The sequence below is a fragment of the Synechococcus sp. PH41509 genome, assembly GCF_020514285.1.
Taxonomy (GTDB): Bacteria; Cyanobacteriota; Cyanobacteriia; order PCC-6307; family Cyanobiaceae; genus Parasynechococcus.
Genome location: NZ_VTLD01000004.1, coordinates 184,422 through 208,581 on the forward strand (window position 1 = coordinate 184,422; position 24,160 = coordinate 208,581).

Consider the following 24,160-nt stretch of genomic DNA (forward strand, 5'->3'; position numbering starts at 1 on the left):
GCATGGCGCCCTATCGCCTTGATGTGGTGAGTCTGGCGCCGCAGGCGTTTGCCCCTCTGCTGGAGCTGGGGGTAATTGGGCGTGCCTTCAAGGCAGGAATTGCTGAGTTGCACCTGCACAATCCCCGGGACTTCGCCACGGATCGCCATCGCAAGGTGGATGACGAGCCCTACGGCGGCGGTGCCGGCATGGTGCTCAAGCCGGAACCGGTGTTCGCCGCGATGGAAGCGATCCCCCGTAGCTCCCGCAGCCGGGTGCTGTTGATGTCACCACAGGGGCGTCCCCTGCAGCAGCAGGATTTGCAACGCTGGTCCACCGACCACGATCAACTGGTCTTCCTCTGCGGACACTACGAGGGGTTCGATGAGCGCATTCGCGGCTTGGCGGATGAGGAGGTGTCGATGGGTGACTTCGTCCTCACCGGCGGTGAGCTTCCGGCGATGACGGTGATCAACGGTGTTGTTCGCCTACTTCCCGGCACGGTGGGGACGGCTGATTCGCTGGTGGAGGAAAGCCACAGTGCACTCCTCCTCGAACACCCGCATTACACCCGCCCCGCTGACTTTCGCGGCATGACGGTTCCCGACGTGCTGCGTAGTGGTGATCACGGTGCCATCGCCCGATGGCGTCAGGAGCAGCGGGAGCAGCGGACCCGCGAACGGCGGCCCGACCTGTTCGCCCGCTGGCAGGCCGCAACAATGGATGTCCCTTTCGACCCCCTAGACCCCGGCATGGAGCTGCGCATCGGCAACGGATACGACATCCATCGGCTGGTGCCCGGACGGGCCCTCATCCTCGGTGGCGTGAGCCTGGAGCATCCCGACGGTCTTGGTCTTGATGGTCACAGTGATGCCGATGTGCTGGTGCATGCCGTGATGGATGCGTTGCTCGGGGCCCTCGCCCTTGGCGATATCGGCAAGTACTTCCCACCGACCGATCCCCAATGGAAAGGAGCCGACAGCTTGAAGCTGCTGGATCAAGTGGTGAAGCTGGTCAAAGAGCGTGGCTGGTCGGTGGTGAATGTCGATGCAGTTGTGATTGCCGAGCGCCCGAAGCTCAAACCGCATATCGCGGCGATGAGCAGCACAATGGCGTCAATCATCGGAATTGCCGCTGACGCTGTGGGTGTGAAGGCCACCACGAACGAAGGCTTGGGTCCAGAGGGACGGGAAGAGGGCATCAGTTGCCAAGCTGTGGCACTCCTGCAGAGGAGCTGAATCGTGCATCGACTCAGGCTTGTTTTGCTTAGGGTCGTCGGACCTTGTTTGGCGCTGGTTCTGTTGTTGGGAGGGATTTCGGAGGCACGGGATCAGGCATGGGCCGACCCTCAAGTTGGTGACAAGGTGGCCGTGATTGAGCACCTGCGGCTGAAGGTGCCCCAGGAGAGTCGTGAGGATTGGATGGTTGCGGAACGCGGCAGCTGGGAGCCTTGGCTGAAGCACCAGTCTGGATTTCTCGGTCGTGATCTGTTCTGGGATCCGGCAACTGAGGAGGGGACGCTGTTGATTCGTTGGAGCAGCCGTGAGGCTTGGAAATCCATTCCTCCTGCGGAGGTGGAGCGGGTTCAGGCGCGCTTCGAGATGCTGGCCTGTGAGCAAACGGGACAGAACCAGGGCAACCCCTTTCCCCTTGTGTTTGAGGGAGAACTGTTGCCGCAGTGAACACCCCTGACGCTCGTCTTGATCTGCTCCGCCGCCAGCGGTTGGGCATGGTCGAGGCCGTCTGGGGGGAACACAAAACGGCCGATCAGATCATCGCCATCCTCGAGACCTTTGCCTCAGCAGGAGAGTTGGGGCTCGTGACCCGGGTGGATGCCAACAAGGCGGCACGGGTGTTCGAGATGTTGCCGGAGGTGGACGTTCACCCTGATGCCCGCTGCCTGACCTTGGGCTCTCTGCCTCCTGCACCACCGCCTCCTGCTGAGGTGGTGGTGCTGAGTGGAGGCAGCAGTGATCGCACTGTGGTTGCTGAAGCCGCTCTTGCCCTGCGTTGCCATGGCATCAGCGTTGACCTTGTAATGGATGTTGGCGTTGCCGGATTGCATCGCCTTCTCGATCAACTTCCCCGTTTGGCAACGGCTCGGATCCTGATCGCCTGCGCGGGGATGGAGGGTGCTCTCCCGACGGTGCTGGCCGGTCTTGTCTCCCAGCCCGTCATTGGCGTACCGGTCTCTGTTGGTTACGGGATCAGCGCAGGGGGGCGGACCGCTTTGGAAGGCATGCTCGCCAGCTGTTCCCCCGGGTTGACGGTGGTGAATATCGACAATGGCTACGGTGCAGCGATGGCTGCATTGCGGATTCTCAGAGGATTCGAGTCCGCTGAAATGGGCTGATTGTTCTGGCAGCAGCAGGTGGATCAATCTGGCCCAGTCGCTGGAGCTCGGCAGAGTTGTGGTCGCACTCCACGCGCGTCAGTGCATTTACAAGAGCATCAAGATCAGCCCGAGCCAGCTCACCATCCTGTTGCCATTCCATGGAGCGGGGGTCGGGAGCCAACGCCGGAAGTCCAAATTTGGTTATCAGCAAATTAAGACTGATTCCTGAGAAGGAATACCCAGAAATCCTGGAAATCGGCGAAGAAAATCTTTAGTTCTTCAGAGGTGCTGCAGGTTGGGGTAGGCGGTGACGAGGTCGTTGGCGCTGAGCACATCACCTCGACCCTCCGGTTGCCAGATCACTTCGAGGGCCATGAGTTCTGTGGAGGCGGTGGAACCAAGGATTCGCAGGGTCTGGCGCAGATCTTCCCCGGTGTCAGCACCACCGAGCTTGGCCGTTGCCGTTGAGGCAACGAGAAGCGTCACGACGATGAATTCGTTGGTGGCATCTGCCTCGCCAGCGCTGCTGGTGGTGTCGCTCATCCGTTGACCACCGACATTGCTGGTGAGCTCAGCATCCAATTTGCTGCGCTCGTTCATGGAGAGGCGATTGAAGGTCGATTCAGCCGAGCTGAACGGAACACTTCCACTCTCAGCATTGGCGTAGACCCAGAGGTCCGGTTGGCGCAGCAGGGCCAGGGTGGTTTCCTGAAGCAACCTTTGTAGTCCGGCTGAACTGCTGGTGTTGGAGGAGGCAGCCAAAGAGCGCAGATCGTCCTGCAGGGATTTGGCACTGGCCAGCAGCCCTACCTGCACCTGAATCATGTTCACGTTGCGCGGCATGGCTGGTGCTGCAGCACCACCGATGGCGGGAGCACCGCCGCCGCCCCGTACGGCGTTCACCAGCACACCCGCGATGGCCATCAGGATCAGCAGCCCGAACAGACCACCGCCACCGAAGCCAAAGATCGGAATGATGAAAGGAAAGCCCATTCCCCCGCCGCGGTAACCACCTCCGCGGTATCCACCGCCGTAGCCACCGCCGCTGGATCGGGGCATCGAGGGGGCTCGGAAACTACCCCCTCCCATGCGTCCACCGCGGGCAGCATCAGCTGGTTGTGCCTGGAACAGACAGAGCCCCACAAGCACAACAGGCAGCAGCAGTGATGCGAGCAGTCGTCGGGGTCGTGTCAACAGTCGGGGGGTGGCCACAGCAGCGCCCACAGCATCAGTGAGGCGACTCTAGGAACCACCACCCACGATGGTGACGATCTCAAGGGTGTCGTCATCCTTCACCAGGATGCTGTCCCAACGGCTGCGGGAAGCGATGACGCCGTTGTGCTCGGCGACCACCAGCTGGGGGTTGTTGGCCAGCTGTGCAACAACGGCTGCCAGGGTTGCGGGTGCCGGCGCTGGATCCAGCACGCGGGTTTCACCGTTGACTTTCAGGGTGAGAGACATAGCTCAGAACGTGGCATGGTCCAGGTGCTGGAGCAGTTGCCGACAGGCCTGCCCGACGTCATCTGCATGCATGATTGCGCCGATCACCGCCACGCGCTGGCCACCAGCCGCAATCAAAGCCGGCAGGTTGGTGGAGGTGATCCCACCAATGGCGAAGACGGGGCGTTGGCTGGTCGCCGTGGCATCACGCACCGACTCCAGGCCAACAGCGGATCGCTCGGGTTTGACCGCCGTGCAGTGGATGGGGCCGAAGCCGAGGTAGTCGATCGGCTCCTGCTGAGCTTGATGAACCTGATCGATGCTGTGGGTGCTGCGGCCCAGCAGACGCGCGGCACCCAGCAGAGCGCGTGCCACCTCGCTGGGCATGTCCTCCTGGCCCAGGTGCACCCCATCTGCATCGACCGCCAGGGCCAGATCAACACGGTCGTTGATGATCAGCAGCGCCCCGAATCGGGTGCAGAGCTGCCGGAGATGCTGGGCCTCTTGCAGGCGTTCGCGATCGTTCCCCGCTTTGCAGCGGTACTGCACCATGCTCACCCCGTTCTGCAGGGCGGCCTGCACCCGATCGCTCAGGTCATCGCAGGGGGTTGTAATCAGGCAGAGGCGACAGTCCTGAAGCTTGGTGCGTCGCCTGGCCCGCAGGGTGGCGTTGAGGCAGGCCACCTCCAGGTCGTAAAGGCCGTAGCGGATCACAGCGGCTTCAGCGGCCAGGGCAGGGTCGATGTTGCGTCCGTACTCCTCCAGCACACGCAGCGCTTCCTGCACCCGAGCGCAGTTGGCCGCCACCACATGGTCGGGGCTATGGCGGTCTAGCTGAGCTGGATGCTCCAGGCCAGCACCGGTGTCGGTGCTGGTGGAGCGGGCCTGTTTGTAGCTGTCGTGATGGAGCCGTCCCAGCCGTTGTCGCCAATCCTTGATGCGCACCACCAGATCCTGCTGCTCCAGCCCGAAACGGCACCAGTCCTCGACAACCCTCAGGCCTTCCCGGGCACGGTCGAGGTTGGCATCGATCAGGCGTGCCACCCGGGTGTCCAGGGATGTCTCGCTAGGGGTCGGATTCATGGCACCCTGTGGGCAACGGTTTCTGCGTCGGTCATGGAGAACGGTGGTTCTGAGAGCTCCATGCACGTTCTGGTCTGGGGAATCGTTCTTCTCGGTGGCATCGGCGTGTTCATCGTCTGGGGCCTGGTGAATGCCTATCCGACCGTGGCCTGAGAGCCTGTCTGAAGGATCTCGCGGGCTTGGGCTGCGTCGCGGCCGATCTGGCTGCTGAGCTCCTCGAGACCACTGAATTTGGTCTGGCCGCGCAGGCGCTGCACGGGCTCGACGCCCAGGTGCCGCCCCTCCAGCTCCAGGCTCTGATCCAGCAGGTGCACCTCCACGGCAGAGGGAGATGTGGGATCGATCGTGGGTTGGGGGCCGAGGTTCATCACGGCTGGCAGGCGATCGCCTGCCCCATCCAGTTGGGCCCAGGCGGCGTAGACACCGAGCCCTGGAAGTGCTTTGCGGCCATCCACCTGGAGATTGGCGGTGGGCCAGCCCAGTTCTCGCCCCAGGCCTCGGCCCCGCACCACCCGGCCCTGAAAGCGGTAGGCCCTGCCAAGCAAGCCTTTGGCTGCCTCTAGATCTCCCTGCTCGAGGGCCGCGCGGATTCTGCTGCTGCTCATCCTGCCCTCACGGTCTTCAACGATGGGCACGACCTTCACCTCAACGCCCCCGCGAGCGGCTAGCCGTTCCAGCATCTCGGCGTCACCCCGCCGCTGATGGCCGAAGCGGAAGTTTGTGCCCACCGCAATCCGCCTGGCCTGAAGGGTGCTCAATAGGACGGTTTTAACGAACTCTTCCGCACTCAGCTGAGCGAGCTCCCGGGTGAAGGGCACCAGCACGAGCTGCTGGATGCCAAGGGGTTCAAGCAGGGCAAGTTTTTCGCTCGGCAGATCCAGCCTCAGGCGTGCTTCGCCGAACAGCACCTCACGGGGATGGGGCCAGAAGCTCACCACCGAGGGAACGGCCTCTCGTGGGATGCCCTGGATGGCCTCATTGATCACACGACGATGGCCCGCGTGTAGGCCATCAAAACTCCCCAGCGCGAGCGCCGTTGGCCGTCGGGCCTCCTCAGGGGAACAGAGGGGAATCAAGAGGCTGTGCACGTTGCGCAATCAGGTGGCAAGTTTGAACGACCACGCCCCGCCCGTGCATGCCCGACCGCTTTGATTTCCAGATGCTGTCCGCTGGGCTGCGGCGGATGGGCTGGATTCGCTTTTGGATTCAGGTTGTTCTTGGCGTCGTTGTGCTCGGCGTTCTGCTGTTCACGGCGGTGGGCGGAAGTCTGGCTAGGAATGCTGAGCGTGCTGTCGGGCTCGGGCCAGGGATTTCGCTCACCACCTTGGCGTTTTTTGTTCTGCTCTACAGCCTCTGGCAGGGCTGGTTGATCGTGAGGACGGGCCGGGCCTTGAACAGCGAGGCCAAACCAACCCGCGGAGAGACCTCACGGTTAATCAAACGTGGCCTCATCGCTGATCTGTTTGGGCTGGTCTTGGCTGCAGTCGGTTACCAGGCTTTGGTGGGGCCGCTGTTCATCCAGGCGTCGATGCAGACGCAGGGTTTGGCCGTGATCGGACAGGGGACGGCTGACAACCTGCCGATCACCTCCCTGGAAATCCTTTCGGTGCTGAGCAACACCCAGGTGTTGTTCGCCCATCTGATCGGGCTGATCCTTTCGCTCTGGTTGCTGCAGCGCGTTTACCGCACCCAATGACTCGGTGTCTTCGGCTCCGGTAGACCATCAATTAGTGATTTAAAGCCTTAATCCATTTTCGTATTTCTGATCTGGGCAGAGAGGGTCACGTCCAGCCTCGATGATTTGGTTTGGTTGCGATCCATAACTTTTTGCCAGATTTTTCCATGCGTAGACCTTTCTGAGCTGTTGAAGGATGAATTTGCTTGCGTCCAGGACTGTTTGGATCTTTAAAGCAGCCGCTTCTCTGTGCTGCTGCAAGGCTTTCTCGCCACTCTCGCCTGGCTTTATGAAACTAAAGATAACTAATTATTCTTTAATTTAATTTTTTTTCGTGTTCAGAGGAAATTGTTGTTTCACAACTAAGTTTTCAATGCGCTCCAATTGGGCTTGCGCCGTCAACGGTCTTTCGTGCTCGCAATTGCTTGGCAAAGGCTTTTAGTAATTCTGCTTTAAATGAACGCTTCCCTCTCACCCAAGTTCAGGTTCGGCGCTGAGTCCAAGTCAATGGACGTTAGTTTTGCGTCGTCTCAGGCCCGCAGGGGGATGAGTCCAGCCGCTCTGACGAATGCCGAATATCTGAGCCAATCGTGTGCACAGATGCGTATTGGTGTCGGCCCAAGAGACCATGTTGAGTGTCCGCATCGGGTGACGTTTGATCGTTTTTCCCCGTCAGATGGAGAGGCTCTGCGTGAGTGTATTGATGCCGCATACCGGCAGGTTCTGGGTAATGCACATGTCATGGCCTATGAGCGTTGTGATTCGCTGGAAGCAGAATTCGCCGACGGACGTCTTTGTGCTCGTGAATTTGTTCGTCATCTCGCTAAGAGTGAGTTGTATAAATCCCGTTATTTCTTTAAAGTTTCTGCTTACAGAGGGATTGAGTTGAATTTCAAGCATTTGCTTGGCCGACCACCTCTTAATCAGCAAGAAATAATTAGTTCAGCTGCAATTCAGTCTGAGCATGGGTTCGATGGTCTGATCGACTCCATTATTGATTCTGCGGAGTATGCAGAAGTTTTTGGTGATCATACGATTCCTTATGTCCGATCGTTCACGTCCGCCAGTGGAATGGCAATGCTGAACTTCGTTCGCATTGCTGCTCTTGAACAAAGTTTTGCAAGCAGTGATCGATCCAAAGGGAGCGATAGCTTGCTGCGTAGCAATCTTGCAGGTGGGGCCTCTATGGCAATTCATGTACCGCCGGCCCCAGAATATGCACAAACCTCTGCTGCGTGGGTTGGAGGCAAGCCGCCTGCCGATTATGAAAAGCTATGGCGTGGTTTGGCCCTCGTGGGTGGTGCTCACCTGGCTGGAATGCTGGTGAATGTGGTGTCTCAAATGCTTGGTATCCACGCTCTCGACCGTATTCCGGCAATGTTCCTAGGCCTTTGATCGGTCCTAGGTTTTAGAGCATTGGTGCAAGCCAATCACATGGCTTGCACCCGTGCAAATTCCCAGGCCAGGCTGGTTCCCGAGGTTCGACTCTAGTTTTTGGAGATTCGTTCTGGAAGTAAGAAAGGTTTGGTAAGAATGAATGAATTGAATGCGTTACTCCTCTCTCCGATAACTGGAAATTGGTTTAAGTAACGTGGATCGAATCTTTGGGTTAAAAACACATGAAATCTTCCTTCTTGCAGGCATCTTGAATTGCCGGCTGCAAGTCAATGATTTTGTCTGAGACGATTTAACGCACCAGCTGATCGTTGAGCTTGAGATTTGGGAGGCCGCTGAGTGGCCCGCGCCAGAACAGGTCAGGCTGGATTGGCGTGAGCGAGGGCGAATTGGCATGAATCTGGGCCACATCACTGGGCCAATCCCGGGGGCCTTCACCGGCGGATTCCAAATCCTGCACCGCTTCCCCGGCCAGCCAGTAGTAAGCGCGGCCACGGGGGTCTTCCCGGCGGCTGAATTGCTCGTCGTATCGCCGAATCGAGAGACGGGTCCAGCGAAGTGCCCCCATCTCCTCCCTCGCGCAGGGGGGGATGTTGAGATTGAGCAGAAGGTTGTCGGGCCACTGGTCCTCGATGGCCTGTTCACTCACGTCCAGGGCGAGATCTGCGGCAGCTTGGAACTGACGCCACTGGAAGCAGGCGCTGCTCACGGCCAGCGAACGAATGCCTTCCAGGGTTCCTTCCATGGCTGCTGCAACGGTGCCGGAGCAGAACACATCCGTTCCCAGGTTGGGGCCGTGATTGATGCCGGATAGCACCAGATCTGGTTTCTCCTTCACCAATTCGAACAGGGCCAGCTTCATGCAGTCGGCAGGAGTGCCGCTGCAGGCCCAGGCGGTGACTCCTGGAGCAAACAATTCGTCGGCTCGCTCGGCGCGGATGGGGGTCTGCAGGGTGAGCCCATGGCCGGTGGCGGACCGTTCCTGATCCGGGCAGACCACCGTCACCTGATGGCCGCGGGCTGCCGCTGCAGCGGCCAGGGTTCGGATGCCGTCGGCGAAGACCCCATCGTCATTGCTGATCAGGATCCGCAGCGGGGTCATGGTGGCAATTGCACTGGGATGAACCTAAGCGGCTTGGCTGCTTACAGTCGGCAGCTGTCAGACACGTTCCTGTGAGCGCACCGGTCACCCTGCAGCAGCTCACCGATCAACTCGATGCCCTCGAGCAGCAGGCTGCGGCCGAGATCGCCGAGGCGGCCGATGCCGCTGCGCTTGAGCAGCTGCGGGTCGGGCTCCTGGGCAAGAAAGGCCGCATTTCCGGTGTGATGGGTGCCATGGGCAAGTTGCCCGGTCAGGAGCGCCCCCTGGTGGGTCAGCGCGCCAATGTGCTGAAAACGCAGGTTCAGACGCTGTTGGGTGAGCGGCTTGAAGCCGTGAAGCAGGTGGCCATGGCGGAGCGGATTGCCAAGGAAAGCCTGGATGTCACCGCTCCGGCTTCAGGGGTGCCGATGGGGCATCGCCATCCCCTAATCACCACTACAGAAGAGATCGTCGATCTGTTCCTGGGCCTTGGCTACAGCCTGGCTGAGGGGCCTGAGGTGGAGCAGGACCACTACAACTTCACCGCGTTGAACATCCCCGAGGATCATCCAGCCCGGGACATGCAGGACACCTTTTATCTCGGGGCTGACCTGCTGATGCGGACCCACACCTCACCCGTGCAGATCCGCCATCTCGAACAGAATCCGCCGCCGGTGCGCATCGTCGCTCCCGGGCGCGTGTATCGCCGGGACGCCGTCGATGCCACCCACTCGCCGGTGTTCCACCAGGTGGAGGTGCTGGCGATCGATGAAGGCCTGGATTTCAGTCATCTGCGCGGCACCGTTATGGCCTTTCTCAAGGCCTTCTTCGGCGACCTGCCGGTGCGCTTCCGGGCCAGCTACTTCCCCTTCACTGAGCCCTCAGCTGAGGTGGATGTGCAGTGGCGCGGCCGCTGGCTGGAGGTGATGGGATGCGGCATGGTCGATCCCGCTGTGCTGGAGGGCCTTGGGCTGGACCCTGAGCGCTACAGCGGTTTCGCCGCGGGCTTGGGTGTGGAGCGGTTCTGCATGGTGCGTCACGGCATCGATGACATCCGCCGGCTTTACACCAGCGATCTGCGTTTCCTGGAGCAGTTCTGAGGGGCAAATCCTGTTTTTCAGAGGCGCTGACTTTGAAGCTTGAACAGATCCAAGCGTCTCTCCGCTCCCTGCTCTCCTCGGTGGTGTCTTCGACTTGCCGTTGGCAACGCTGAACAGCGTGTTTAAAAAAGAGATTTAGGGGAGAGTCGATGGCACGTCTTGGGTGGCGACTGACCGCCTTGGCGACGCTCGCGATTGTGGCGGGTCTGGCGCTGCATTTCGGCGTCTCTGGTTGGACGTCAACGTCAGTCGCGGCAGGCATCGATGCAACGGGACGTAGCTCCCTGGTTCTCTTTTCGATGGCCTTTGTGGCTTCGAGTGTGCAACGCCTCTGGCCGTCATCCCTGAGTCAGTGGATGCTTCAAAATAGGCGCTGGATCGGGTTGAGTTTCGCGTCGTCCCACGCGATTCATCTGGCCTTGATCCTTGCGATGTCGCTGGATTTTCCGGATCCATTCCTGAGTGAGCAGCCCGCAGGGAAGTGGCTGGTTGGGGGTGTGGCATATCTGTTGATTGCCTTGATGGCCCTGACGTCGACGAATGCGGCCCAGCGATGGATGGGTATGAAGCACTGGAAGCGATTGCACGTGATTGGCTCCTATTGGATTTGGGCAGAATTCGCCCTCACGTATGTGAGCCATGTGAAGAAAGGGCCAGCTGATTTCTATGCACCTTTTCTTGTGTTCACCCTGGTTCTCCTGGTGATCCGCTGGGTTGGCCACATCAAACCCAAAAGCCCATTAAGCCCCGTGAGTGGATAAGCACTCAGGTCTCCCTGGATAAAAGCTCAGTCAAACAACCAGCGGAATCCCATCGAGACGCCGTTTTGTGTCGACGAGTAGGCGTCGCGTCCGTTGTGGGCGGAGTAGTCGATCCCGAAGTAGCGATAGGCCAGGGAAATCTGGGCGGAATTGCCCAGGGCGTAGGCCACACCCGCCTCGATGGTTCCTGACAGATCCTGTTTGCCATTCAGCCCAAACCCACCGGCATCCATGGCCAAGAAGGCTTGCCAGTCTTCGCCCAGAGCAAGGGTGGTGTTCATGCCAACGAGGGGCTGCACCCAGGTGTTGTGCCACGTCTCACTAGCTGCATCGGCAATGTCGCGTTGAAGCTGCCTTGAGGGAAGGATTCCCTCGACGGTGACGTCGTCTTTGAACGACACGTCCATGTCCAATGAGGCGTCGATCAATCGCATCCCTGCAAAGCCAATGAAGCTGACCGAACCTGGCGTCATCTTTGGCTTTTGAATCTCACCAGCGCGGTAGCGCAGGGCTAGATCAAAAATGGTTTGCTCGGTGTCGGTGACCGACTTAATCGTTCCCTTGGAGTTGACCCTCCGCTCCGGCAGGAGCGGGTGGCGTTCGTTCTGAATGGGGTTCGAGCTGTTCCAGGCTGAGACCGTCTCGGATGTGCTGAAGCTGAGATGGTCCAGTCCTGCTTGCAGGCCAAAGCGACCTTTCTCAACAGCCACCTTGCCGCTGAACACACCGGTGAGCATGTCCAACACATCGCTGAGATCCAGCGTTTCTTTGGTGCTGTTGTTGTCCAGTGTGGTTTTGGAGTGGGTTTCCAGAGGGAAGAACCCGTAGGCCTCCACATACACGCGGGTGTCGTTGTCCTTGTCTGCGGCTTCTTCTGCGGTAGACGGCAGTGCAAGCGGAGCAAGTAAACAGGCAGTGGCGAGGCCAAGCAGGCGGTTGAGACGCATCGGGGTTTGGAACGGAAGAAATCTGACGATTGAGGCCAACGAAGCCATCAGCGTGGCTTGCGCACAGGACCCATTAGGGGGTTTTGAACCGGTCCGGCAACGCCATAGGTCACAACGAATCCCTGGCCCCCTCCAAATGTGGAGGTGCGTCCCCTGTAGGTGGGGTTGATCACGACTTGACCGTCGAACCAGTTGTTGGCGCTCCAGAGATTTCCAGCGTCATCAACGATCACATCGGTGGTCATTTGAATAACGCCGCTTTGGTAGTTGTGAATCACATCCCCAGTGGTTTTTCCTGCGGGGCATTTGGCGGGATTGACGCCGCAGATGTGAGTCAAGCTTTGACCATATAAATTGCCAACCCAGACATTGTCATTGCCGTCGATTGTCACACCCCAGGGGATATAAGCGGTGCCTTTGGCGATGTCTTGTTGGATGACTTCCATGTCGGGTGAAATCAACCCAACCATGCCAGTTTGCGTGATGTTGGGGTTGGTCAAAAGGTATTCAGCACCGGCCTCAAATTCCTCCATGATGGTCTTGGGTTGTGGTGCATTGGCGGGGATGTTGGGCGGCATTTTCGCGCCTGGAGGTAGTGCTCCTTGAGGAGAATTGGATTGCTGGGCAATCCACACGTGCCCTGTTGAGTCAACGGCAACACCACGTGCCCCAAGGTTCACTTCGATCGTTTTGGCCTGATCAGGAGCGTCCCCTGGGAACACGGTGAGTTTGTTGTTGTAACTGCTGCTCACCCACACTCTGTTCTGCGCGTCAACGGCAACACCAAAGGGTGCTTGGAGCCCATTGATTGTGATTCGTTCTCCCTGGGTGTAATCGCCACCTGGGAAATGAATCATGTGGTTTGCGGTGTTGTCAGCAATCCATACATCTCCGTTGGCGGCTGTGGCGACGCCCTGAAGCTGACCCACTTCACCATCAATGGTGGCTGGCCCGAGGGCTTTGCCGTCTTTGAGGTCGAACACCCCGACCATGTTGTTGAACGCACCAACCCAGGCATATTTTTCTGAGACGCCGGTCCCCCAGCCCACACCGTTGATGCCTTGACCGTTGTAACCGCTAATCGCTGGTGAGAGGGGTGTGCCACCTGGGCCGAAGTGGGTCACACCTCCGCCGATGTTGTTCACCACGCCGGATTGAGATCCCGGCATCCAGTTGGTTCCACTCCACATGCTTCCTTTGCCGTCAAACATCAACTTCCCGAGCCCTAAAGCACCGCCACCGTTAAAAACCAGGGAGAGGGAAAAGCTTTTAGGTTGAAACAGCAAATAGGGAGCGGTTGCAGTTGTGCGCAGCTGTGTCGCTTTGTTGACCGGGTAAGAGCTTTGGAATAGCTGATAGAGCGCTCCGGCGTTCTTCCAGGGTTGTTGGGCGATGGATGTCATCGCCGATAATGTGTTCTCTGAATTTGTCAGTGCTAGCAGCTGATCGCATGCTCGAGATTGCGTCGGTTGCCCGCACAGAGCAATCAGATCTGAGAGCACATTCATCCGAGCTGCAGTCTCAGAATTCAGCAGGTTGGTGCTCTTCAGCAACGTCGCGCCAAAGCGTCCTGTGCTCTGGTCCACCAGGTTTTCCACTTGGCTCGATCCGGTCGCTAAGGCGCTTTGGCTCCCTTCCAAAGCTGTGCCTTCAAGCAGCTGAGCATTGGGCCAAACCGAACCAACGGTAGTGAGCTCGTTGATGGCCACCTGCTGATGCTCATCTCCGCCGAGCACCGTGAGCATGGTGAGTTGGTCGGCGCTGGATCCGCCGATGTCGCCCCCCTGGGCCACGAGATAGTGGACGACCCCTTGCGTTGCTCGAACCTTGACACTGAACGCACCGCTTTTGTTCGAGCGATGGGTGCTCAGTTGTTTGGGGGATTGCCCGGCTTGGGTTTGCCAGAGGGTGATGGATGAGTCGCTCACGGGCTGACCCTTCAACGAGATCTGCCCGTTCAAGGTTGAATGCCCTCGGGCTTCGACAGATCCAGTTGCGGTCCCAAGAGCCAGTGCACTCAGGGCGAGGACCTGTCCAAGCGTTTTGAAGGCTTTCATGGACGTCAATACGTTTTTTTTGGTCTAGGGAGAAAAAGAAATTTGCGCAGCGTTTCGATCCAGATCACGGACGGATGGGCGCATGCCAAGTCCCATAAGCTGAACCTGTTCTTTACAGGCTGCGATCAGTGCCCCGGATCGGACTGATCGTCAATGACGGCAAGCCGCTGGCGGTGCAGACGGCGGACACCATTCAGCAGCGCCTGGAGGCAGCCGGCCATGCCGTGGAGCGGGCCAGCAGCTCTGGGGGCATGGTTGGCTTTGCCAATCCCGATCAGCATCTACGTCTGAGGGGCTACGGCGCCTGCGTGCCTCAGGGCTTCGACCAATCGATGGTGTTGGCCATCGTGCTCGGTGGTGACGGCACGGTTCTCTCCGCAGCGCGTCAGACCGCCCCTGTCGGGATCCCGATTCTCACGATCAATACAGGTCATCTGGGATTTCTGGCGGAGGCCTATCTCGACGATCTCGACCGGGCCCTCGATGTGGTGCTCACCCAGCAATGGACGATTGAAGAACGCAGCAACCTCGTGGTGAGTGTGATGCGGGGTGATCAGCGCCGCTGGGAGGCGCTGTCCCTCAACGAAATGGCGCTGCATCGTGAGCCGCTTACAAGCATGTGTCATTTCGAGATCGCCATTGGTCGTCATGCCCCGGTGGACATTGCTGCCGATGGTGTGATCCTCTCCACGCCGACGGGTTCAACGGCCTATGCCCTCAGTTCTGGAGGGCCGGTGATCACGCCGGATTGTCCGGTGCTGCAACTCACCCCGATCGCGCCCCATTCCCTGGCGTCCCGCGCTCTGGTGTTCAGTGACCGTGAACCCGTCACAGTGTTTCCGGCCACGCCGGAGCGCCTGATGATGGTGGTGGATGGAAGTGCTGGTTGCTATGTCTGGCCTGAAGATCGGGTGTTAATCCGTCGTAGCGACAATCCCGTGCGCTTTGTGCGCCTCGCCGACCATGAGTTCTTCCAGGTGCTGCGCAACAAACTGGGTTGGGGTCTGCCCCACATCGCCAAACCTGAGCGGGAATGAACGCTGATCCCCTGTTGTTGTTGGCAGGCCCGTCGGCGATATCCCTGGCGCCCCGTCTGGCTGCATCCGGCTACGCCACCCTCGACTGGCTCAGTTCCGGACCTTCGGCCCATGCCCCTGAACCGGGTGAATCCCCTGTGGCTGCCGTGCTGGCGGCCGATCAGGCCGCTTTGATTCAGGATCTGCGCAACCGTTTCGGGGCCATGCCGATCCTGCTGGACCTGGAACGCGACAGCGTTGAAGCGCGCGCCGCCTGCCTGGGATCCGGCGCGGACGATTTCTGGCTGTCGGAGATCGGGCCCAGCGATCTACTGCTGCGTCTGCGCCTGCACCGCACGATCCAGCAGCGGTCGGGTCAGCGACCGGTGCTGCTTCAGATCGATGATCTCAGCGTTGATCCCACCACCCGAACGGTGCGCCGGGGAGGGCGTGTGGTGGCGTTGACGGCCCGTGAATTCATGCTTCTGCAGGTGCTGTTGCGGCGGCGTGGCCAGGTGTTGAGTCGCGACGCGTTGCTCCGGGAGGTCTGGCAAGGGGAGCGGTCCAGCAGCAATGTCGTTGAGGTGTACGTGCGTTATCTGCGCCAGAAGCTGGAGGCCGGCGGTGAGCGCCGTCTGCTACACACCGTGCGCGGCCGGGGTTACTGCCTTGGCCAGGTGTTGCCGGAGGCTTGAGCGGCCATGGATGCTCTGCCCCCTGAGCCGCCCCCACAGTGGCTGCCGATCGCCGCCCGCTGGTGTGTGGAGAACCAGCGCTGCATCGATCTCGAGGTGGCCCGCGGCCCTGATCAACAGCGGCTGGGGTTGATGCGGCGGCCTGCCCTGCCTCCCTTGCGTGGGATGTGGTTCCCCTTTTCCACCCCGCAGCCGCAGCGTTTCTGGATGTTCAACACCATTGCGCCTCTCGACATGATTTTTGTTCGCGACGGACGCGTGCTCGATCTGGTCCGTGCTGTTCCAGCTTGCGCTGCACTGCCTTGTCGGTCCTATTCCGCAGATGCGGATGGCAACGGTCGAGCCGATTTTGTCGATGCGGTGATCGAAATCGGTGCAGGGGAGGCTCAACGCCTTGGGATTGACATCGGAGATCCGGTTCGGATTGAGCCGTTATGTCTTCGGACTGAGGCTGCTTCAGCTCCGCTTCGTTCCAGTCACGATCAAGGTTGGGTTCATCGGAGCCAGGCGTGTGCCGTCCCCTAGTGGTTGTCCTCGCCAGGCCTGCAGCTGTTGCACGCGCACCTCTAATCCGGCGTTCTCGAGCAGGGGCCGAACGCTGGCTAACGCCTCCAGGCTGGCCAGGGGAATCACGACAACGCCTCCAGACCGCAGACGCTCTAGAACCTGCTGCAGCAAGCGCTCCCGTTGCGCCCCTCCGCCTCCGAGCAGAACACGATCTGGATGGCTGAGCTCCGCGGGGAGGGCGCCGTTCATGACCTGGATGGCGTCTGCTTCCAGCACTGCTGAGGGGCTGACGCCGAGCCGTTGCGCATTGCGCTGGATCAGTTGAGCGCCACCGGCGCGCCGTTCCACTGCCAGCAGTTGCAGCCGTGGGCGCAGGCGCAGAGCTTCCAGTCCGACGCTGCCGGTACCCGCCCCCAGATCCCAGAGCACGCCGTGCTCAGGCAAGGCGAGTTCGGCCAGCAGTTGGACGCGCACCTCACGCTTGGTCATCAGTCCGGGGTGATCGCTGTGCTGCAGGTAGAGCCCGTCATCGAGCCCGAACAACGGCAGCTCATGCAGATCCGGTACGGCGGGTTCCCGGGCGATGAGCAGTGCAATCAGCAGCGGATGCAGATCCTCCGGCAGGGCCGTGCCTGGGGTGATCAGCTGCACCTGCTCATCGGCGTGCCCGAGGTTTTCGCAGAGCCACAGGTCTGTGCTGGCTTCAAGGCCGCTGCTGCGCAACATGCGTTGCACGGTGCTAGCGCCACCCTGGTTGGGGTCCGTCAACACCGCCAGGGCCGCCGGTCGTTTTTGCAAGGCGCTGGCCAGGATCTCGGGGTCCCGTCCATGCAGGCTGACCCAGTCGGCGTCCTGCCAGGGACGACCGATGCGGGCGAAGGCCAGTTGCAGCGATGTGGGGGCGGGATGAAACTGAAGCCGCTCCGCACCGATGCGGTCGCAAAGGATGCGCCCTAGGCCGAACCAGAGCGGATCACCGCTGGCGAGCACCACCATAGGTTGTGCCGCCGGTCTTGATTGCAGGCTGCTCACGAGAGCCCGCGGGTCGTCGCTGCTGATCAGTTCCTGCAGGTCGTCCCCCAGCCACTCCCTCACAGCGGCTTGCAACCGTTGTGGCGCAGCAATCAGCGCGGCAGCCCGCAGCAGTTTCTGCTGTGGAGCGGGCAGAGAGGCTGGAGCCCCCGCGTCGGTACCGATTACATCGATCATCCCGTCATTCTGGTGTGAGGGTTTGTGGGGCTATGGCACGGGGGGGGGTGCTGGTCGATCGCTTGGTGGCTGGCGGTTTCGTCCGCCCTGCGGTGCTGCTTCGAGGCTTGCAGCTTCGTCGCCCGGCACTCTCCTGCTGGAGGGTGAGCTTGCTCATGGGGATCAGTGGGCTGATGGTTGAGCCCCTGGCTTGGGTGCAGTCATGGCTTTTTGCACGCCGTTTGCACAAGGCTGAACTTCCGGATGATCCGATTGTGGTGATTGGTCACTGGCGCAGTGGCACGACGTATCTGCATCAATTGCTGGCCTGTGATCCCACGCTGGCGACGGCGCGCAATTGCCTCACCACGGCGCCGCAGGTGGCATTACTGCTGAAACCCTGGATTCGTTCGGTACTCAAAGCGTTCATGACGCGGCAGCGGCCGATCGATGCGGTGCCCTGGGGACCGGACGATCCCCAGGAAGATGAGGTCGGTCTGGCACGACTCACCATGGACACCAACATGGCGGGGATGGCTTTCCCTCAGGCCTACACATGGTTTTTCCGTCGCAACGTTCTGGGGTTGTCCCGTGCGTTTGAGCGAGAGTGGCTGCTCTTCACCAAGCTCACCTGGCTCCACGACGGCCCGGGCAAGACTGGTCTGCTGATCAAGAACAGTGCTCATTCCGCCCGGGTGGAGCTGGTGCTGCGGCATTTCCCCAAGGCGCGGTTCGTGGTGCTGTGTCGTGATCCGCAGGCTTCGATCCGTTCGCTGGTTCGGGTGAAGCAGCGATTGGGTGGCTTGGTGGGGCTCCAGCCCGTGCCCGATGCTGTGACCCAGGTGGAGGAAACGGTGTCGGCCCATCGCCAGCTGCTCCAGGCCTTTGAGGCGTCTCGGCATCGGATCCCTCAGGGTCAGTTGATTGAGCTGCCGTACGACGCGCTGGTCAGCCACCCCCTTGCGGCGGTGAAGCGGATTTATGACGAACTTGGGCTCAGCAGTTGGTTCGTGGCGGAGGCACCGATTCAGGCTCGGATTGCCCAAGCTCGGAGCTACATCGCTGATCCTGTGACCCTGCCCGTTGAAGCGCAACAGCGCCTGCACGACTTGATGGAGGAGGCATGACCCCATCCCACGATCGCCGTCAGCGTTTGCATGAACTTGTGATCGCCCTGATTGCGCGGGAGGACGATCTTCCCTTGCTCGATCCTGATCAGCCCGACCTTGAGGGGGCGGCCCCCGGTCGTTGGCTGGATCAGAACCGGCGCAGCCTCCAGCGTTACCAATCCTTGGTTCGCACGGCGGTCACGCTGGATGCCCTGCTCGACGCCGAGGACAATCCATCACCCTTGTCCACGGGCTGATCTGAACCGCTGGCTGATCGCGGTAAACCTGGCAATCTGGGGCGACTCTCGGCCCCTGCATGGCTTCGTTCGGTTGGTCCGCTCTGAACTCCCTGCTGGGCCGCGGCGCCAAAACCTCCATTTGGCAACCACCGGAGGCCAGCTGGAGCCATCCCTTCGGCCTGGGCTGGGATAAGCCCTACACGGTTCGCTACGCCAGCAACCTCGATGACGGGCCCAACCACGGCATGCCGCTTGGGGGCTTCGGGGCCGGTTGCTTCGGGCGGGCGCCAGACGGCAACATCAACCTCTGGCACCTTGATGGCGGGGAGCACTGGTTTGGGGTGCTGCCCGATTGCCAGTTCGCTCTGTTTGAGGGGAATGGCCGCGGCAAGCGGGCTCATGCCCTGGCGGTTCAGCCCCATCAGGATGCGTCGCGTCCGGAGGCTGGCCAGCCCCTTAAGGCCTGGGAGTGGTATCCGGCCAGCACTCCGGATCGCAGCACCGGCACCTACGCCGCCCGTTACCCGCTGAGTTGGACCAGCTACGAGGGGGTTTATGACGCCGAGGTGCGATGTGAGGCCTTCAGCCCGATCCTGCCTGGGGACTATCAGCGCACCAGTTATCCGGTCGCGGTGTTCGTCTGGACGCTGCGCAATCCCACCGACCAGCCTCTGGATTTGTCGTTGTTGTTGAGTTGGCGCAACACCACGGGCTGGTTCACCAACACCGATGCCTCGGCCGAGGTTCACTTCCGCGATGACGGAAGCCCCGAGCACAATTACGCCCCGGCCATTGGCATGACCAACGGTCAGCGCAATCGTTTCGTTGAGGATGGTTCCCTCAAGGGAGTGGTGCTGGAGGGCAACGTCTCTCAACCCGTAGCCGAAGGCGAGGGGCAGTGGTGCATTGCCACGGCCGAGCAGCCTGGTGTGACCGTCCAGCGCTGCAGCCGATGGAATCCCAGCGGCGATGGCCGTGAGTTGTGGGACAGCTTCAGTGCCGATGGCTCCATTCCCGAGAGCAACAACGATCGACGCAGCGGATCTGATGATCCCCTCAGCGCGGCTTTGGCGGTGCAATGTCAGCTGGCTCCCGGGCAGAGCATCGAGATTCCGGTGGTGATCAGCTGGGATCTTCCCGTGACGGCTTTTGCAACCGGCAGCCAGGCTCTGCGCCGCTATACCGACTTCTTCGGTGCTGATGGCAATCAGGCGGTTGCTATTGCCGCTGAGGCGCTTCGCGACTGGCAGACGTGGCGCCAGCAGATTGAGGCCTGGCAGCAGCCGGTGCTGCAACGCAAGGACCTGCCGGAACCGCTGCGGATGGCTCTGTTCAATGAGCTCTATGACCTCTGCAGTGGCGGCAGTCTCTGGAGCGCGGCTTCAGTCGATGATCCCCACGGCCGCTTTGGCGTTTTGGAGTGCCTCGACTACGCCTGGTACGAGAGCCTCGATGTTCGTCTGTATGGATCCTTTGCATTGCTGCAGCTCTGGCCCGAGCTCGACAAGACCGTGTTGCGCAGTTTTGCCCGGGCGATTCCGGCGGCGGACGCCACCCAGCGGCCGATCGGTTGGTATTTCACCCAGGGCAAAGGCCGGGTGGAGGCAGACCGCAAGGTGAAAGGAGCCACGCCCCATGATCTGGGGGCTCCCAACGAGATTCCCTGGGATGCAACCAACTACACCGCTTATCAGGACTGCAACCTCTGGAAAGATCTCGGCAGTGATTTTGTCCTGCAGGTTTGGCGCACGTTCAAGCTGGCGCCCAGTGGTGAAGACATTCGTTTCTTGGCCGACTGCTGGCCGGCGGCTGTAGAGGCTCTCCGCTACCTCAAGACCTTCGACGTCAACGATGATGGCTTGCCCGACAACGGCGGTGCTCCAGATCAGACCTTCGATGACTGGCCTCTGAAGGGGGTGAGTGCCTATTGCGGTGCCCTCTGGATCGCTGCTCTCGAGGCTGCTCTTGCCATTGCTCAGACTCTTCAGCTCAAGACAGGTCTTGATACCTCAGCAGAGCAGAAGGAATTCAGCGGTTGGTTGGAGCAATCCCGTGGCAACTTCGACAAGTTGCTCTGGAACGGCGAGTACTACGACATCGATGCCGAGAGCGGCACGCCGGTGGTCATGGCCGATCAGCTTTGCGGAGATTTCTACGCACGTTTGTTAGATCTTCCGCCGGTGGTGAGTGACATCAACAGTCGCAGCACCCTGAAGGCCGTCAAAGAGGCTTGTTTCGAGGCCTTTGATGGCGGATCCCTTGGCGTAGCCAACGGCTTACGCCGGGATGGCACTCCGTTGGATCCCAATGGCACCCACCCCCTGGAGGTGTGGACGGGGATCAACTTCGGGATTGCCAGCTACTACCGATTGATGGGCGAGAAGCAGACGGCGGAAGCCATCTGCTCTGCGGTGGTCGAGCAGGTGTATGCCGGCGGCTTGCAGTTCCGCACCCCTGAAGCCATCACTGCTGTGAACACCTACCGGGCCTGTCATTACCTCCGGGCCATGGCGATCTGGGGACTCTGGGCGACCGAGACTGACTGGAGTCCAATCCCCGGATCGGATGCCCGTTGAAGTGTCGCTCTTGGGGATTCTCCGAATTGGTTGCAGTAATCCCGAGCGAAGTGATTGCGACTTTGAAAGCCGTAATGGGAGGCAACTTCTTGCACCGTTCGGCAGCGGATGGCGTGTTGCACGTCCTTCTCGCCCAGGGCGTGCTGCACCTGTGCGAGCCGGATCTGTTTGAGCAGCGCCATGGGACCGTTACCGAAGGTCTGACGACAGTGCTGAACGATGGAGGAGCGTGAGGCGAAGATCGTCGCGCTTAGATCGTCAAGCGTGATGGCCTGGCGGCTGTTCTCGAACTCCCCTCTGACCAGATCCTCCTGGCCAACTCCCATCAGTTGGTCCTGGATTAACGCGCTGATTTCTTGAAACCGTTGGGGGTGGAGGTTGGCTGAATTGGAACCATGGACGACCTCGAGTGTCTGGTGATCGGAGGTCGTGGTGGCGAGCTGTTCAAACCGCGTCTGCGAGACGAGCGCCACCTGGATGTGAGCCCTTGAGGGAAGCAGACAAAACGTGTCTTTCAGGCCTGCATGAAAACCATGAAGGGAGCCTGGATGAGTTTCCTCGCCGCAAACCACCGGCTGCTGATCGGTGGTGTTCAAGCTGATGGGCAACATCCCCGGGCGCCTGTTGCCGTGAAGCACTAGGTCTTAATTGGTCTGGATCGACAAGACCGGCAGCTGCCGCGAACCACCCAGGTGGAAGACTCCATCGAGAGCGCCCTGGCTCAATTGAGCCACATCCATCTCAAAGCCGAGTGTTTGGAGGGTCGCGCTGAGGCCCCGAGCTGAGTTGAAGTCGAGCTTCATTGGTCAATTGTTGGTCAAACTCACCTCTTGGGATGATTCCTTGTGAGAATTCTCTGATTGATTTTTAAGGTATGCGCCGTCTCCTGTGTTGTCTGATGGCCGCTCTAGGGCTGTTATTGCTCACGCCAGGGATGGCCTGGGCCCAGGTTCACCAACACGAGAGTGAGACCGGCGTCGCCATGGTGCGCTCTCTGGAGAGCCTGCGGGATCTCGATTACGACAGCTGGCAGGCGGTGGCCTATCGCGAGGGGCCTCCCGGTCAGCCAGTTGTATTGCGCGTTGTGGGCTACCCCGGAAGATTGCGTCTGGATCACCCGGTGGGTCTTCAGGTGCTGGCGGGTCGGCGCGAATGGCTGCTGGATGACATCACCATGGCCAATCCGGTGCTGGCCACGGATGGTCGTGAGGCGGCGGCTGAATTTGCCCTCGATCCCTTGCTGAACGATCTCAGCAACAACCGGCCGCTTCGCTTGGCGTTGCCGGGAGTCTTCACCGAGTTGCCCGTACCTCCTTACGTCGTTGGTGAATGGCGCTCGCTGCAGGAACTTCCCCTCAGCTGATGTGGGAGATCTGGATGCGGCGGGCGCTGGCCCTGGCTGCCCTTGCCCAAGGTCACACCAGCCCCAATCCCCTGGTGGGGGCTGTGGTTCTGGACCGGGATGGGCGTCTCGTGGGGGAGGGCTTTCATGCGCGGGCTGGTGAAGCCCATGCCGAGGTGGGTGCCCTGCTGCAAGCCGGCGCTGCGGCCCGTGGAGGGACCCTTGTGGTGACCTTGGAACCCTGCTGTCATCACGGCCGCACTCCCCCCTGCAGTGAGGCGGTGGTGCAAGCCGGTATCCGTCGTGTTGTGGTTGCTCTTGAGGATCCAGACCCTCGTGTGGATGGGGGGGGGATTCGCCAGCTGCGTGAGGCTGGCCTGGAGGTGATCAGCGGAGTGCTGCGCGAAGAGGCCCTGCAGCAGAACAGGACTTTCCTGCATCGCGTTCGTACCGGCAGGCCTTTCGGGATTCTGAAGTGGGCCATGAGCCTGGATGGCCGCACCGCCTTGCCCAATGGCGCTAGCCAATGGATCAGCGGCCCACCCGCCCGCGATTGGGTGCATCAGCTGCGCAGTGGCATGGATGCTGTGATCGTGGGGGGCGGCACGGTTCGCTCCGATGATCCGCTGCTCACCAGCCGTGGCAGACGTTCACCGGAACCGCTGCGGGTGGTCCTGAGCCGCAGTTTGGATTTACCGGATCAGGCGCAGCTCTGGGACACCGCGGTGGCGCCGACTCTGGTGGCCCACGGGCCTGATGCTGATCCCCAGCGTCTGCCATCCGGCCTTGAAGGTCTTGGGCTTTCGGTCTGTGATCCGTTGCAGCTGATGGAGGCGCTGGCGCAGCGCGGTTTTAACCAGGTGCTGTGGGAATGCGGCCCCGAGTTGGCGGCCGCGGCGATCCGACAAGGCTGTGTGCAGGAGATTGCGGCGGTGGTGGCACCGAAGCTGATGGGGGGCGTAGCAGCCCGCACCCCCCTGGGAGATCTTGACTTCAGCGCCATGGATGAGGTGCTTCAGGGGGGATGGCACCAGTGCGAGCCGCTTGGGCAGGACTGGTTGCTGCGTTGGCGCAGCAGCTCCTGAATCCATTCCTCTTCAGTGAGTCTTCCTCTCAGGTGATGAACAACTTTGGGTCTCTAGTTCAGGGAAAGATCGGATTGTTCTCGAACGATGCAGCTGTGCAATGTGATCTGCATGCATAATTCGGCATCAGCGCTCAGAATGAAATTTGAATTAGATGAATGTATGAAGGGCACTCAGGCCATGGCCTACGCCATGGGAACAATATTTATCCTTGGAGAAACAGCGCGTCGAGGCCTTGATTACTTTGCGATCAATGCAACAACGATGCTTGAGGATTATGGGTCGGGAGTTTTACTGATCCTTGCTGCTGCTGCATGTACTGCCAAGCTTGCACAGTCCACGATTTATTTGGCTGGTGCTTGGGGGTATTCGGCAGGAGGAATGTTCGTGCCCTTCTTCGCGCACCTAGAAGCATATCTTCGTGGGGCAACTTTTCGGCCAGATCATCCCATTGAAGATATTAATGGGATTATTGTTAAAGGAGTGTTGCGTGGCGGCGTTTATCGCAAGCCTTCGTGAGACATCAAATTAAGTTGCTTTTGAGCCTAAA

26 protein-coding genes are annotated in these 24,160 nt (G+C 60.3%); 16 read left to right on the forward strand and 10 right to left on the reverse strand.

Annotation, left to right across the window (positions count from 1 at the left end; translation table 11 throughout):
• Positions 1–2: 2 nt before the first annotated feature.
• From trmD to larB, 3 genes are read left to right on the forward strand one after another with little or no spacing between them, the layout of a single operon-like run.
• Complete coding sequence (gene trmD, locus FZZ88_RS01845) at positions 3–1,217, forward strand: tRNA (guanosine(37)-N1)-methyltransferase TrmD (RefSeq protein ID WP_166016775.1); 1,215 nt, start codon at positions 3–5, stop codon at positions 1,215–1,217.
• A gap of 48 nt (positions 1,218–1,265) precedes the next feature.
• The gene (locus FZZ88_RS01850; RefSeq protein ID WP_226423637.1) at positions 1,266–1,661 is read left to right on the forward strand and encodes a TIGR03792 family protein; all 396 of its coding nucleotides are present in this window, start codon (positions 1,266–1,268) and stop codon (positions 1,659–1,661) included.
• Positions 1,658–2,332, forward strand: coding sequence for a nickel pincer cofactor biosynthesis protein LarB (gene larB / locus FZZ88_RS01855; RefSeq protein ID WP_166016774.1), 675 nt, complete (start codon positions 1,658–1,660; stop codon positions 2,330–2,332). The genes FZZ88_RS01850 and larB overlap by 4 nt, the downstream gene beginning before the upstream one ends.
• A 261-nt stretch (positions 2,333–2,593) precedes the next feature.
• Here the strand turns inward: larB and FZZ88_RS01860 are convergent, their stop codons facing one another.
• The 4 genes from FZZ88_RS01860 to FZZ88_RS01875 all read right to left on the reverse strand — a co-directional run bounded on the left by FZZ88_RS01860 (position 2,594) and on the right by FZZ88_RS01875 (position 5,913).
• Positions 2,594–3,538 carry a DUF1517 domain-containing protein gene (locus FZZ88_RS01860; protein WP_226423636.1) on the reverse strand — a complete coding sequence of 315 codons (945 nt, stop codon included), beginning with the start codon at positions 3,536–3,538 and terminating at the stop codon, positions 2,594–2,596.
• An 18-nt stretch (positions 3,539–3,556) separates the two neighbouring features.
• Positions 3,557–3,775 (reverse strand): sulfur carrier protein ThiS, encoded by a 219-nt coding sequence (thiS, locus tag FZZ88_RS01865; protein WP_166016773.1) that lies wholly within the window; start codon positions 3,773–3,775, stop codon positions 3,557–3,559.
• Between the two features lie 3 nt (positions 3,776–3,778).
• Positions 3,779–4,837, reverse strand: coding sequence for a thiamine phosphate synthase (locus FZZ88_RS01870; RefSeq protein ID WP_166016772.1), 1,059 nt, complete (start codon positions 4,835–4,837; stop codon positions 3,779–3,781).
• A gap of 134 nt (positions 4,838–4,971) precedes the next feature.
• Positions 4,972–5,913: a bifunctional riboflavin kinase/FAD synthetase gene (locus tag FZZ88_RS01875; RefSeq protein WP_166016939.1), complete on the reverse strand. Its 942-nt coding sequence runs from the start codon at positions 5,911–5,913 to the stop codon at positions 4,972–4,974.
• A gap of 59 nt (positions 5,914–5,972) precedes the next feature.
• On the opposite strand from FZZ88_RS01875, the gene FZZ88_RS01880 reads away from it, so the two are divergent.
• Together FZZ88_RS01880 and FZZ88_RS01885 are read left to right on the forward strand one after the other, a co-directional pair.
• The gene (locus FZZ88_RS01880; RefSeq protein ID WP_166016771.1) at positions 5,973–6,533 is read left to right on the forward strand and encodes a DUF3611 family protein; all 561 of its coding nucleotides are present in this window, start codon (positions 5,973–5,975) and stop codon (positions 6,531–6,533) included.
• 627 nt (positions 6,534–7,160) lie between these two features.
• A complete protein-coding gene (locus tag FZZ88_RS01885) occupies positions 7,161–7,907 on the forward strand; it encodes a phycobilisome rod-core linker polypeptide (protein ID WP_226426170.1) in 747 nt (248 codons plus the stop codon).
• A gap of 292 nt (positions 7,908–8,199) precedes the next feature.
• Here FZZ88_RS01885 and surE read toward each other — a convergent pair whose 3' ends face one another.
• The gene (gene surE / locus FZZ88_RS01890; protein WP_166016769.1) at positions 8,200–9,009 is read right to left on the reverse strand and encodes a 5'/3'-nucleotidase SurE; all 810 of its coding nucleotides are present in this window, start codon (positions 9,007–9,009) and stop codon (positions 8,200–8,202) included.
• A 71-nt stretch (positions 9,010–9,080) separates the two neighbouring features.
• On the opposite strand from surE, the gene pheS reads away from it, so the two are divergent.
• Entirely contained in the window at positions 9,081–10,088 is a 1,008-nt protein-coding gene (pheS, locus tag FZZ88_RS01895; protein ID WP_166016768.1) for a phenylalanine--tRNA ligase subunit alpha, read from the forward strand.
• 149 nt (positions 10,089–10,237) lie between these two features.
• On the forward strand, positions 10,238–10,849 hold the full coding sequence (locus FZZ88_RS01900) for a ferric reductase-like transmembrane domain-containing protein (RefSeq protein WP_166016767.1): 612 nt from the start codon (positions 10,238–10,240) through the stop codon (positions 10,847–10,849).
• Between the two features lie 26 nt (positions 10,850–10,875).
• Here the strand turns inward: FZZ88_RS01900 and FZZ88_RS01905 are convergent, their stop codons facing one another.
• Positions 10,876–11,796, reverse strand: coding sequence for a hypothetical protein (locus FZZ88_RS01905; RefSeq protein WP_166016766.1), 921 nt, complete (start codon positions 11,794–11,796; stop codon positions 10,876–10,878).
• A 47-nt stretch (positions 11,797–11,843) separates the two neighbouring features.
• Positions 11,844–13,724 carry a hypothetical protein gene (locus FZZ88_RS01910; protein WP_370519994.1) on the reverse strand — a complete coding sequence of 627 codons (1,881 nt, stop codon included), beginning with the start codon at positions 13,722–13,724 and terminating at the stop codon, positions 11,844–11,846.
• 257 nt (positions 13,725–13,981) lie between these two features.
• Here FZZ88_RS01910 and FZZ88_RS01915 point away from each other — a divergent pair, with 257 nt between their 5' ends.
• From FZZ88_RS01915 to FZZ88_RS01925, 3 genes are read left to right on the forward strand one after another with little or no spacing between them, the layout of a single operon-like run.
• Positions 13,982–14,890: an NAD(+) kinase gene (locus FZZ88_RS01915; protein ID WP_166016764.1), complete on the forward strand. Its 909-nt coding sequence runs from the start codon at positions 13,982–13,984 to the stop codon at positions 14,888–14,890.
• Positions 14,887–15,564, forward strand: a complete 678-nt coding sequence (locus FZZ88_RS01920; protein ID WP_166016763.1) for a response regulator transcription factor — start codon at positions 14,887–14,889, stop codon at positions 15,562–15,564. Before FZZ88_RS01915 ends, FZZ88_RS01920 begins: the two co-directional genes overlap by 4 nt.
• Before the next feature lie 6 nt (positions 15,565–15,570).
• Positions 15,571–16,089, forward strand: a complete 519-nt coding sequence (locus FZZ88_RS01925; protein ID WP_166016762.1) for a DUF192 domain-containing protein — start codon at positions 15,571–15,573, stop codon at positions 16,087–16,089.
• Here the strand turns inward: FZZ88_RS01925 and cbiE are convergent.
• Positions 16,021–17,280 (reverse strand): precorrin-6y C5,15-methyltransferase (decarboxylating) subunit CbiE, encoded by a 1,260-nt coding sequence (gene cbiE, locus FZZ88_RS01930; RefSeq protein WP_166016761.1) that lies wholly within the window; start codon positions 17,278–17,280, stop codon positions 16,021–16,023. The two genes, FZZ88_RS01925 and cbiE, sit on opposite strands and share 69 nt — an antisense overlap.
• Before the next feature lie 32 nt (positions 17,281–17,312).
• Here cbiE and FZZ88_RS01935 point away from each other — a divergent pair, with 32 nt between their 5' ends.
• From FZZ88_RS01935 to FZZ88_RS01945, 3 genes are read left to right on the forward strand one after another with little or no spacing between them, the layout of a single operon-like run.
• Positions 17,313–18,386 carry a sulfotransferase gene (locus FZZ88_RS01935; RefSeq protein WP_166016760.1) on the forward strand — a complete coding sequence of 358 codons (1,074 nt, stop codon included), beginning with the start codon at positions 17,313–17,315 and terminating at the stop codon, positions 18,384–18,386.
• The gene (locus FZZ88_RS01940; RefSeq protein WP_115092861.1) at positions 18,383–18,625 is read left to right on the forward strand and encodes a hypothetical protein; all 243 of its coding nucleotides are present in this window, start codon (positions 18,383–18,385) and stop codon (positions 18,623–18,625) included. The genes FZZ88_RS01935 and FZZ88_RS01940 overlap by 4 nt, the downstream gene beginning before the upstream one ends.
• 59 nt (positions 18,626–18,684) lie before the next feature.
• Complete coding sequence (locus tag FZZ88_RS01945) at positions 18,685–21,183, forward strand: GH116 family glycosyl hydrolase (protein ID WP_166016759.1); 2,499 nt, start codon at positions 18,685–18,687, stop codon at positions 21,181–21,183.
• On the opposite strand, the gene FZZ88_RS01950 is transcribed toward FZZ88_RS01945, so the two are convergent.
• On the reverse strand, positions 21,102–21,794 hold the full coding sequence (locus FZZ88_RS01950; RefSeq protein ID WP_166016758.1) for a helix-turn-helix domain-containing protein: 693 nt from the start codon (positions 21,792–21,794) through the stop codon (positions 21,102–21,104). The two genes, FZZ88_RS01945 and FZZ88_RS01950, sit on opposite strands and share 82 nt — an antisense overlap.
• A 33-nt stretch (positions 21,795–21,827) precedes the next feature.
• A complete protein-coding gene (locus tag FZZ88_RS01955; RefSeq protein ID WP_166016757.1) occupies positions 21,828–21,986 on the reverse strand; it encodes a hypothetical protein in 159 nt (52 codons plus the stop codon).
• A gap of 71 nt (positions 21,987–22,057) precedes the next feature.
• On the opposite strand from FZZ88_RS01955, the gene FZZ88_RS01960 reads away from it, so the two are divergent.
• The 3 genes from FZZ88_RS01960 (at position 22,058) to FZZ88_RS01970 (ending at position 24,129) form a co-directional block, all read left to right on the forward strand.
• The gene (locus tag FZZ88_RS01960; RefSeq protein WP_115092858.1) at positions 22,058–22,546 is read left to right on the forward strand and encodes a DUF3122 domain-containing protein; all 489 of its coding nucleotides are present in this window, start codon (positions 22,058–22,060) and stop codon (positions 22,544–22,546) included.
• The gene (ribD, locus tag FZZ88_RS01965) at positions 22,546–23,610 is read left to right on the forward strand and encodes a bifunctional diaminohydroxyphosphoribosylaminopyrimidine deaminase/5-amino-6-(5-phosphoribosylamino)uracil reductase RibD (RefSeq protein WP_166016938.1); all 1,065 of its coding nucleotides are present in this window, start codon (positions 22,546–22,548) and stop codon (positions 23,608–23,610) included. Before FZZ88_RS01960 ends, ribD begins: the two co-directional genes overlap by 1 nt.
• Positions 23,611–23,721: 111 nt before the next feature.
• A complete protein-coding gene (locus FZZ88_RS01970) occupies positions 23,722–24,129 on the forward strand; it encodes a hypothetical protein (RefSeq protein WP_206339085.1) in 408 nt (135 codons plus the stop codon).
• The last annotated feature ends 31 nt before the right edge of the window (positions 24,130–24,160 follow it).